This window comes from Bifidobacterium sp. (assembly GCF_051876855.1).
Taxonomy (GTDB): Bacteria; Actinomycetota; Actinomycetes; order Actinomycetales; family Bifidobacteriaceae; genus Bifidobacterium.
In genome coordinates this window covers 1-9,434 of record NZ_JBJEIH010000062.1, presented here as the reverse complement: position 1 = coordinate 9,434, position 9,434 = coordinate 1, and the positions used below count along the sequence as shown (strand labels likewise).

At 60.7% G+C, this 9,434-nt stretch carries 8 protein-coding genes; 3 read left to right on the top strand and 5 right to left on the bottom strand.

Annotated elements, in window-relative coordinates:
• Positions 1–508: 508 nt before the first annotated feature.
• Positions 509–919: an RDD family protein gene (locus ACI38B_RS04615; protein WP_439729724.1), complete on the top strand. Its 411-nt coding sequence runs from the start codon at positions 509–511 to the stop codon at positions 917–919.
• Positions 920–961: 42 nt separating this feature from the next.
• Here ACI38B_RS04615 and ACI38B_RS04610 read toward each other — a convergent pair whose 3' ends face one another.
• Positions 962–1,213 carry a hypothetical protein gene (locus ACI38B_RS04610; protein ID WP_439729723.1) on the bottom strand — a complete coding sequence of 84 codons (252 nt, stop codon included), beginning with the start codon at positions 1,211–1,213 and terminating at the stop codon, positions 962–964.
• A gap of 264 nt (positions 1,214–1,477) precedes the next feature.
• Positions 1,478–3,487 (bottom strand): DUF6541 family protein, encoded by a 2,010-nt coding sequence (locus tag ACI38B_RS04605; RefSeq protein WP_439729722.1) that lies wholly within the window; start codon positions 3,485–3,487, stop codon positions 1,478–1,480.
• A 315-nt stretch (positions 3,488–3,802) separates the two neighbouring features.
• On the opposite strand from ACI38B_RS04605, the gene ACI38B_RS04600 reads away from it, so the two are divergent.
• Both ACI38B_RS04600 and ACI38B_RS04595 read left to right on the top strand, forming a co-directional pair.
• Positions 3,803–5,260 carry an FtsX-like permease family protein gene (locus ACI38B_RS04600; RefSeq protein ID WP_439729721.1) on the top strand — a complete coding sequence of 486 codons (1,458 nt, stop codon included), beginning with the start codon at positions 3,803–3,805 and terminating at the stop codon, positions 5,258–5,260.
• Positions 5,257–6,435 carry an ATP-binding cassette domain-containing protein gene (locus tag ACI38B_RS04595; protein WP_439729720.1) on the top strand — a complete coding sequence of 393 codons (1,179 nt, stop codon included), beginning with the start codon at positions 5,257–5,259 and terminating at the stop codon, positions 6,433–6,435. The genes ACI38B_RS04600 and ACI38B_RS04595 overlap by 4 nt, the downstream gene beginning before the upstream one ends.
• A gap of 197 nt (positions 6,436–6,632) precedes the next feature.
• On the opposite strand, the gene ACI38B_RS04590 is transcribed toward ACI38B_RS04595, so the two are convergent.
• The 3 genes from ACI38B_RS04590 to ACI38B_RS04580 all read right to left on the bottom strand — a co-directional run.
• On the bottom strand, positions 6,633–7,358 hold the full coding sequence (locus ACI38B_RS04590) for an HD domain-containing protein (protein WP_439729719.1): 726 nt from the start codon (positions 7,356–7,358) through the stop codon (positions 6,633–6,635).
• Positions 7,359–7,532: 174 nt separating this feature from the next.
• The gene (locus ACI38B_RS04585) at positions 7,533–8,402 is read right to left on the bottom strand and encodes a class II glutamine amidotransferase (RefSeq protein ID WP_439729718.1); all 870 of its coding nucleotides are present in this window, start codon (positions 8,400–8,402) and stop codon (positions 7,533–7,535) included.
• A gap of 127 nt (positions 8,403–8,529) precedes the next feature.
• Positions 8,530–9,434 (bottom strand): KUP/HAK/KT family potassium transporter (locus ACI38B_RS04580; protein ID WP_439729717.1); only part of this gene is annotated, 905 nt, incomplete at its 5' end.

Below are 9,434 nucleotides of genomic sequence, written 5' to 3'. Positions count from 1 at the left end.
CTCGTATCCTCCGCACAGATACCCCGGAAGCCAAGCATTGCAAGGCATCCGGGGTTTTGCATACCATGCGGAATGGGCGCTAGATATGGTCGCTACTGGGTCATAGGGGTCATTACCACAATGCGGTGAATAGGCCCCATTCGGAGTTAGATGACAACTTGTGTATCTGGTGGCGGGGCGTGTGGAAATCTGGATCGTTGTTCCGGGCTGCATGCGCATCCTGTATGCCGTGGCATGCGAAGCTGCACAGATCTGGGCGGAAAGCGGCAGCGCCGGGCCGTGTCCCGCGCCCTGCGCATGCCTGTACATACGTAACTCGACATATTGCCCACGAATGGGTCGTGGCGTCTCCCGTCTGTCATGCGGCGTATGCCGGGGCATACGCAAACCCGGCGTTTCAGTCCGTGCGCCGCCGCTCCAACCACTACACTTGGCAATACGACCTCACAGCACGGCCGGTAAGCCCTTGCAATACCTCTTGCTCGGCCGTCAACGGAAAGGAACGACGATGTTCACCCTCTGGCTGCGCCGAGCCGCGGCGTATATCCTTCGCATCGTACTGCCGGCATCGTTGCTCTCGCAGCTCATCGGCACCCTGCTGTTCGGCAAATCCTCACCGGGCGGGGCAGCCGAAACCTGGATCGGCTGCGCCAGTCTGCTTGTTGCCGGCGTCATCTCCGCTTTATCTACCCGCAACGGACAATCATGGGCGCACCGGCTTCTGCGTGTGCAAGTGCTCGATCAGGAATCCGGCGCCCCGATATCAGCCCGGCGAATGGGATTGCGGGAACTGGCGCATCTCGCTGATTTCGCGCCGTTGTGCATCGGCTTCCTTTGGCCGCTGTGGGACAGTCAACGGCAAACCTTCGCCGACAAAATCGTCAGCACCGTTGTCGTCAGCGTTGATCGACCACAATGACGTTCTGCCTTCCCGGCGCCCCTACTTCTGTGGTTTGAGTCGTCACTCAGTTTGAATCTGTTCCGCCATGCCCGCATTGCCATCTTGCTTGGTGTTCTTTTTGGCGTTACCAGTTATCATCATGGCGATGTTGAGCAGCATCAACACACAGATGAACGCAATGAGGACCCACTCGCCTCTTGGAATCATCGACACTAGGAGAATCAGCAGGAAAACAACGTTGACAAGCGCAAAATTGATGTCATCAAACTTGATGTCATCAAACGCCTTTTTCGTGTTCTTGTTCTTTGCCATCATCGCCTCTTTCCATCGATTCGTTCGGATTTCACGATTTCGAATGTCCACGAAACCGAGCTGTATCATGCAGCAGGCAGCATGATGTAGCATCAATCTATCATCATGCAAATGTTTGCAAGAGTAGACACGCCGCTGTAAGAAGAGATTTCAGACTTCGCTCGCAATCTTGCGTACGGCGCATGATAACGATGGCATCCGCGCGCTGACAGCATGGCCACCTGCCGCCGAGAGTCACACCGGCGCCCGATTTCTCCGCCCGCGTCAGTCGCGCACGACGCCGCATCCGAAGCGGTAGAGCGCCCAGCCATGCCCGTATTGGCCAAGATCACGCACTTTGACGAGCGTGCCGTGACGCTCGTATTGCGCGATCAGCCCTTCATCATGGAACGGGTCGAACTGCTGGCGGAACGTGAACATTTGTAGGCTCGGCGCCTGAGGGCCCATCGTCAGGAAATATGTGGGCGTGTCGTCGCCGCCCAGCGGGCACACGGTATTGAGCAGCCGCGCGTCATCCCCTGAGGCGAAGGACAGCTCGGTCTGCTCGAAAATCGCTCCGTTCTTCTCTTTCATCGGGTTGTATATCGGGTACAACATGTTGGCCCCGTACAGGCTCACCGCGTACATCGAGCCGTTCAGCGGATCGGATATGACGACTGCGCGCGTACCGGTCACCTTCACAACCTCGCCGAGCGCCCGATATTTGCTGGATGTCAGCTGCTCGTCCGGCCGCTCATCGGTCAATTGCACATTGTGATATACCGATTGTGACAACGCCGCCCGCTCCGTATTGCCGAACTGACAGGTGACGGCGAGCGCCGCCAGCACGACCACAACGATGCTCTGCCGTGCGGTGCGCGTCAACCGGATGCTGCCGCGCGCACGGTCACCGCTGCGCGCACGGTCACCGTCCTTCCACGGCATCGGGACCGACACCGATCCGTCGTAGCTCGCCACCGCACATGCGGCGAACACGAGCAGCGGGATCACACCGAACGGAATCATGCTCAACGGCCGGGTCTCCGCCCGGTACCAGGCAGCGGCGACGATATTCGGGAACCACCCGGTCAGCGAAGTCGAGCAGACGAACAGCAGCATGAGCAGCAGCCATGCGATAACCAAAGCGATTGCATCCCTGCGGGTGTTGTGGTATCCGCCTTTACCGGGATGAGCAGCATCGGAATCAGCGCGCTTGAACACCTGCTGCGGCCGTGCGATCACGTAGCCGATGACAACCAGCGCAAGCACGGTCACGCTCGCCATCAACCACCCGCCCGGGCCGGAGATGTTGTCCGTGATGAAGGTGCGCAACGCTTGAGGCACCGTGCGCGACGGCACGAAGGTGTGGAACCATGCCGCAGGATTGCCGTACCGGTTGGATTGATAGGAACCGCGCATATACACGAACAGCGCAGCTGCCCCGCATACGACCGCACCGGCGAGCGCCGCGATGACCTTCCACGGCATGCGCAGCACGATGAACGGCGCCATGAGCAGCAGCCAGGAGAAGACGATGCGCGGATGGGCGAATATGCACAGCCCGCCGATGGCGATGAAACCGAGAATCCACGGCCATACGCGCGTCCGTGCCTGCGCCTGCATCATCGCGGGAGTGATTTCGGACGCGGTTTCGGACACGGTTTCGCAAGCGGTTGCCGGTGCTGCCGCCTGTACCCCCTGCCCGTTCTTATCATCCGCCGCGGCCTCCGCCTTGTGCCGCCGCCAACGACCGATCAGAGCGTCACACAAACGCAACGTAACGTACAGCCAATACGGCAGAAGCGAGGTCGCCAGTCCGTAGGCGTACAGCGGCCCGCGGGCGAGCATCAGGAACGGGTGACTCGCGGAGGAGACGGACAGCACCGGCACGATAATCGCCATCGCGCAGGAGAACGGCCGCCAACCCTGTGGATCCACCAAACGCGTCCAGTATGTGGACAACAGCAGTACGCCGGCCGGCCACACGATGCCCGAAGTCACCAACCATACGACGTTCACCGCCGTGTAAATCGGCATCTTCGCGCCGAACACCGACGCCAGGTTCACCAGCCCGGCTGCCAGCATGTGGAACAGCGGCGGATAATACGCGTCATTCGGCCACAAGTGCGTCGCCGAGCCGAGTCCCTCCCCCAGAATGCGGCGGACGAAATAATAATGCGCCGAAGCGTCAATCTGCTGTAACGGATACCGCCAGATCATCGACGTGTGCGGGAACCACCCCATCACCACGCCAAACGCAATACCCACCCCGATTACTGAGCACAGGGGCACCATCCAACGAGCACATCTCACCCGCCCATTCTATCCGAACTGAGACATACAGCGAATCCGCCACGCATCAGGAAAGCAACCCCCGAAATCAGCCAAAATCCGCCACGCACAGGATACATACCAGAAAGGGGCACGCAGCGCTCTTACGATTTTCCCAGCATTTCATAAGTACAATGCCAGTGTCGTGCAAGACTACACGAACGTAGACTAGCAATAGTGTTGGTATAGGATTATTGCCCCGCTGACCGGAGCGTCCCGGCCAACGCCATCATGTACGCACCCGGCGGTCAGCACCGCCAGAGACTGGAGAAGTACCGCATGTTCGTTCTCAAGAACGCATGGGCAGCGCTCACACGCCATAAGTGGCGTTCGCTGCTCACCATCATCACCGCCCTGATTGTCACTTTCGGAACGATGTTTTCCACTGCGGTCATCCAAGCAAGCGACACCGCGTATGGTTCCGGCTATGACACCCAAAAGCCCACCTTCGACCTGAAACTCAAGCAGTCCGTGCAGTCCAAGTACAACGGCGCCGACTCCAGCTGGACCAAGAACTACCTGTCGTGGACGCAGTATTCCACATACGCCAGCGCCGCACAAAACGCCAATATCAGCTTCACCTACACCTTCACCGAATCCGTGCCGGTCAGGCAAACGTCAAAGTTCAAGGCCGTCGCAGGCACCGCCGACCAGGATGCCAGCAAGACCGGCGGCGAGTTCACGTTGCGCACCTTCTACAGCAAGGAGGCCGCGGCAGCCAATGCACAGGGCGCCTTCACCATCGTCAAGGGCAAGAACCTGTCTTATTCCACATCCAGCACTGATTCGACGTCAGCGCTGATCTCCGAAACCGTCGCCAAGAAGAACAATCTCAAGGTCGGCGACACCTTCACCATTGCCAGCCCCACCGACGCGAAGACCACTGTCAAACTCAAGGTCGCCGGCATTTACCGGTACAAGGACGGACAGACGGCCGCCTCCACGAAACTGGCGAAAGACAACCGCGACAACGCGATTTTCGTCGGCTATTACGCGTTCGCCATCAACAACTTCGACACGACCACCGGCAAGGGATGGGCGGTTCCGGACCTTCAGGTCACCTTTACGCTTGACAGCGTGAGCGCGTACAAGAAGTTCGTCGCACTGGTCAAGAAGGCGAAGCTTCCGGCCGGCTACAAAATCGTCTCCACCTCGCTCAAGGCCTATACCGACAGCATCAAGCCACTGGGCAAGCTGGCGGAACGCCTGCGTATCGCCCGGATTGTGCTGTTGATCGTCGGCGGGCTGTTGCTGGTTGCACTGGTGGTGCTCGGCCTGGTACGCCGCCGCGGCGAAATCGTGACCGCCATGCTGGTCGGCGTCACCAAGGTGCGCATCGCATGGCAGTTCATGCTCGAAGTCCTGTTCCCCACAGTATTTGGCTTCGCGATTGGCACGCTGGCCGGCGGATTCGGCACCAAGCCGCTCGCCCATCAGCTTGCCGGTGGCTATGACGTGACGATGTCCGCGAGCCTCGTGTGGCAGACCATCGGCTACGGTCTGCTCGCCTGCCTGGTGCTGTCGTTCATCGCCATGTTCCGCGTGGTCGCCGTGCGCAGAATCTCACTGTTTGCACCGCGTGACAGCGGCGATTACGCCAAGGTCAGCAATGTCAGCAACGTCGGCAATGCCGAAAGCGACGACAGCGACGGCGACGCTGAAAACACCGGTGACGCGCCGGTGACGCAGGCCGAGCAGAACAAGGAGACCAAGCAGACCAAGGAGGAATCCAAGTGAGCGAGAACAACGAGCCGACCAAGGCCGACCAGATCGAACAGCTGGACGAATCCACGGGATCCGTGCAGTTCAGCGTCGTTATTGACGACACCGTGGATGACGCCGATCTCGATACCGCAGGTACCGACACGGCCGACACAACCGCCACAGCTGACGAAGCTGACGAAGCCGGCGATGCAGCCGAAAGTGCAGAAGCCGCTGACGAGCAAGCTGCGAATGCAGACACGAATGCGCAAGCCGACACCACAAACGCCGACGCCGCCGAAAACGCCAGCAAGACGACACCAGACGCAACCGCAGCGGCATCAGCATCCGGCAAGACGGCCGCTGGCAATACCGCCAAACACGGGGTCTCCGCGGCCACCCCACACACCCACAGCGCCAGGACGGTTGCGCACGCCGACACCGCGACCCGAGCATCATCCCACATCGACAGGGAACTGCGCCAACGCCGCCACATCACACTGAAGGCATACCCGTCGTTCGCGTTCAACAATGTCATCCTGAGCAACCGCAAAACCGGCCGTGACGTGCTCGACAACATCAGCATGGACTGCTATATCGGCCGCACGTACGCGATTATGGTCGACCCTGATGACGCCGAGCAGCGCGCAGGATTCATGGCCGTCGCCTCAGGCATGGTGTTCCCGACCAGCGGCAGGGTCATGCTGAAAAGCAGCGATCTCGCCTCCTTCGACCCGGCTGAAGCGCGCGCACACCGTCTTGGCGTGGTGCCGCAGCGCTATGCGATCCGTGATGATCTGGATGCCATCGCCAACCTCGTATACACGATGGACGCGTCCGGCCGCAACTTCCTGCAGCCTAAGCCCGATATCGCGCGTGACCTGCTGGACCAAACCGGTTTCGGCGATGGCAGCGACCTTGCCGTCGAGAACTACGAAGCGCTCGTGCACACGCCCGCAGGCAAGCTTCGGGAGATTGACCGCAGGCGTCTGGCCATCGCGCGTGCCATCTGCTGCGAGGCCGAAGTCCTGCTGCTCGACGAGCCGACAGGCGGTCTCGACGAGGAAGACGCCGCAACCATTCTCGACCTGCTCAACAAGCTCGCCCACCCGAATCGGCGGACCGCGGATTCCGGACGTTGCGTCATCATCGTCACCGATAACGATGACGTGGCAGACGCCTGTGACGAGGCGTTCACGCTGTACGACTGACGGTTCGGCCGGCCTTTAACCGGCCACCGCTGACGGCTGATACATCAATGGCCTGCGCCCCCTATGCCGGGGACGCAGGCCATTGTCAACTGTGCTCAGCAGGCTCAGCAGTGCTTAACAGTGCTTGACAGCCAACCGTCAACCGCGCCAGGGCCGCCAACGCAACAACGCAACAACGTTAGCGACCCGAGCCAAGCTCATACCACGCGCTGATGGAACTGCTCGGCGAGCGCCGGAATGTCCGGCTCGCCGTACTTGTCGACCAAGTCGAGCCATGCGCGGCGGTTCTCCTCGCCGAAACGGGCCGCCTTGTTCGCGTACGATTGCGCGGTGAGGAACTTCGGAGGCACGGATTTACTGTTGTATTTATCCGCGACCATGACCACCTCCTGCTCGAGGTTGACAGGCACGTAATCCGCCGGTGGCAAGGGCAGGCCCTGCCGGATCACCTCGTCCTTCGTGAGCCCCACGCCAGTATGGTTGCGCGCGAACTGGGCGATGGATTCGTCCACGCCTTCATCCAGCAGGTACTGGTAGCCGAGCAGACCGTGCTCGATGTAGCGCGGACCATCGAATTTCAAGGGTTCTCCGTCCGAACCGTCCTGCTTGAGCACGCGGTACGTGCCGATGTCGTGCAGCAGTCCGCCAATTACCACAAGGTTCTCATCCAGGAGTCTCGGCGGGATTTCGCCGCCGGTGATGCCGTCGGATGCGGCGGCCTGCGACGGGTCGGGTCGCCCGGAATCGTCTTTCGGCAAGGTGCAGCGCCGCACGAACAGCGCGTTCTGGTGCCGCACGATTTCGCGGGCGATGGTCGCCACGATGACGCAGTGCGTGTGTATCAGATCATATGCCGCCTGCGATGGCGCGATTTTCCTGTGCAGCTCATCGACTTGGGCCAATGTCGGAACATATCCACTCATACCGTCCATTGTAGGCAGCAAGCCGAATCCCCTCCGCCCGTTGTGACTGAAGCGCCCCTTCTACAAACTGTCTACGCAACGTGCCCTCCTAGCGTCACCAGTTCGGAATCTCCCACAAACCAGCTACGCCCGCAAGCCTTCCAGCGTAGACAGTTTGTGGGTGAGGGCGGGCTCTCAGATGGTTTCGAGGCGGAACTCGCCGGTGCGGTTCGAGGCGACGATCATCTGGTCGTTGTCAAGCTCCGTCCAGCCTTCGGCCTCGCTCTGCGGGAAGCCGGAGCTGGCGACGACCACGCCCTCCGCCGTGCCGTCAGCGCCCAGAATCCGCCGATACCGAATCACGCGATAATCGATGGCATGCTGCTGCCAGCCGTACCCCGAGTAGACCTCCATGATGCGCGGCGGAACCTCCGTCCGCCCGGACGCGCGCAACGCCACCAGCTGGTCGCCGCTTTGAATCATGCAGTTGTAGCTGGATTTCGGGTAGCTCTGCCGCAGCTCGCGCACCGCCTGGGCGACCGCCTCATTCAGCGGGAAGCCGAAACCGATGTACTCCAGAATCACCGCGAAGAACACCGCGGAATCGCTGCGTCCGCCCGTGGACAGGAACACGCTGTGGTCCACGGGGAAATCATGGTTCTCAATGATGTTGCGCCCCTGCTCATCCGAAATATCGCCGTTATGGATGAAGCTCAGCCCGTTGGCGAAGAACGGCTGCTGGTTCTCAAGAATCAGCGGCAGATGCGAGCTGGCGAGGCGGAAATGCCACAGCGCTCCGCGAGCCGGCTGCTGGGCGAGGTCTTCGAATACCGGGTCGTGCAAGGCCGACGTGGTGGTCTTGTACAAGCGCGTGCCGGTTTCAGGCGAAGGCGCGCCACCATCCCTGCGGTACGGCGGTTCCTCGGGCGTGCGCAACGAAGCGGTGCCCCAGCCGTCATTGTGGACCGCGCTCATCGCACGGAAATCCTTGACAGCCTGACCGCCCAGCACATCCTCCAGACTGCGGTTGAGACCCGCAGTCGCATAACCCAGTAACCTGCACATAACCATCCACTCTAACGGGCGGCGGGACACGGCTGGTGCGCGTGGCTATAGGGGTTGGTTATAGCAAAGAGCCGCCCATGCGGACGGCTCTTAATTGCTGCTATCACCGGTTCAGCGGCGGCTTCGGTCACTGGCTCTTGCGTTGGCCCGTTGATTGACGCGACGAACCGCCCGATTTCGCTGTGCTGTGATGCTGCGGGGCGTGGTCGGGCTTGGCCTCGGCGGCCTGCTGCGAGCCTTGTTTCGCAGATTTAGCGGGCTGCTTGGCGGCGTTGTCGGGCTTCGCGTTGTTGCCAGGCTTGGCGGACTGCTTGGCTGTATTGCCAGATTTCGCGACAGTATCGGCTTTCGCCGCGGTATCGGACTTGGCAGTCGTTGCGGCTTTCACTGGTTTCGCTGACGACTTCGCCGACGGTTTCTCGGACTTTGCCGCCGGTTTCGCCGACGGTTTCGTTGACGACTGCGCCGACGACTTCGCCGCAGGCTTCGTCAGTGCGAGCACGTCCTCACTGGACTCAATCTGTCGCAGATTATTCGCCTCACGCTTGAGCCTCGGCGGTCGACGCGTCGACAGGAACAGCGGCTGCACCTCAATCAGCGGATTGTACGGAGCCAGACCGAACCATTTGACCGGCGAACCCGCCGCATGGCGAATCGCATACTTCATCTGCAAGGACAACGCACCACGCTGCGAAATCGTGGATTCCGGCATCAGCGCCTTGTGAATCAGCACATACTTGATCGTGCCCACGCCTGGATCGGCGTCAAGCTTCGGGTACTGCGACTTCTGCTGCGGCAGCTCGCCCGTATGCTCCAGATCGTGCATGATTTGGTGGATGTATGCAGGAATGGACTGGGAGACCTTGAATCCGAGCCGAATCTTCACGCGGAACAGATAATCGGTCCCGAAATTCTCCACCGAATACTCGCGGGTAAACGGCTCGTCGGTCGTCTGCACGGACACGGCCCACCATGCGCGCGCACGCTTGGGATGGTCCGCGAAAATCGAGAAGAAGATGTCGGTGTCAAGCC

Coding starts and splice junctions, on each gene's coding strand:
- ACI38B_RS04600 (WP_439729721.1), top strand. CDS start 3,803: ATGTTCGTTCTCAAGAACGCATGGGCAGCGCTCACACGCCATAAGTGG.
- ACI38B_RS04590 (WP_439729719.1), bottom strand. CDS start 7,358: ATGAGTGGATATGTTCCGACATTGGCCCAAGTCGATGAGCTGCACAGG.
- ACI38B_RS04615 (WP_439729724.1), top strand. CDS start 509: ATGTTCACCCTCTGGCTGCGCCGAGCCGCGGCGTATATCCTTCGCATC.
- ACI38B_RS04610 (WP_439729723.1), bottom strand. CDS start 1,213: ATGGCAAAGAACAAGAACACGAAAAAGGCGTTTGATGACATCAAGTTT.
- ACI38B_RS04585 (WP_439729718.1), bottom strand. CDS start 8,402: ATGTGCAGGTTACTGGGTTATGCGACTGCGGGTCTCAACCGCAGTCTG.
- ACI38B_RS04605 (WP_439729722.1), bottom strand. CDS start 3,487: ATGGTGCCCCTGTGCTCAGTAATCGGGGTGGGTATTGCGTTTGGCGTG.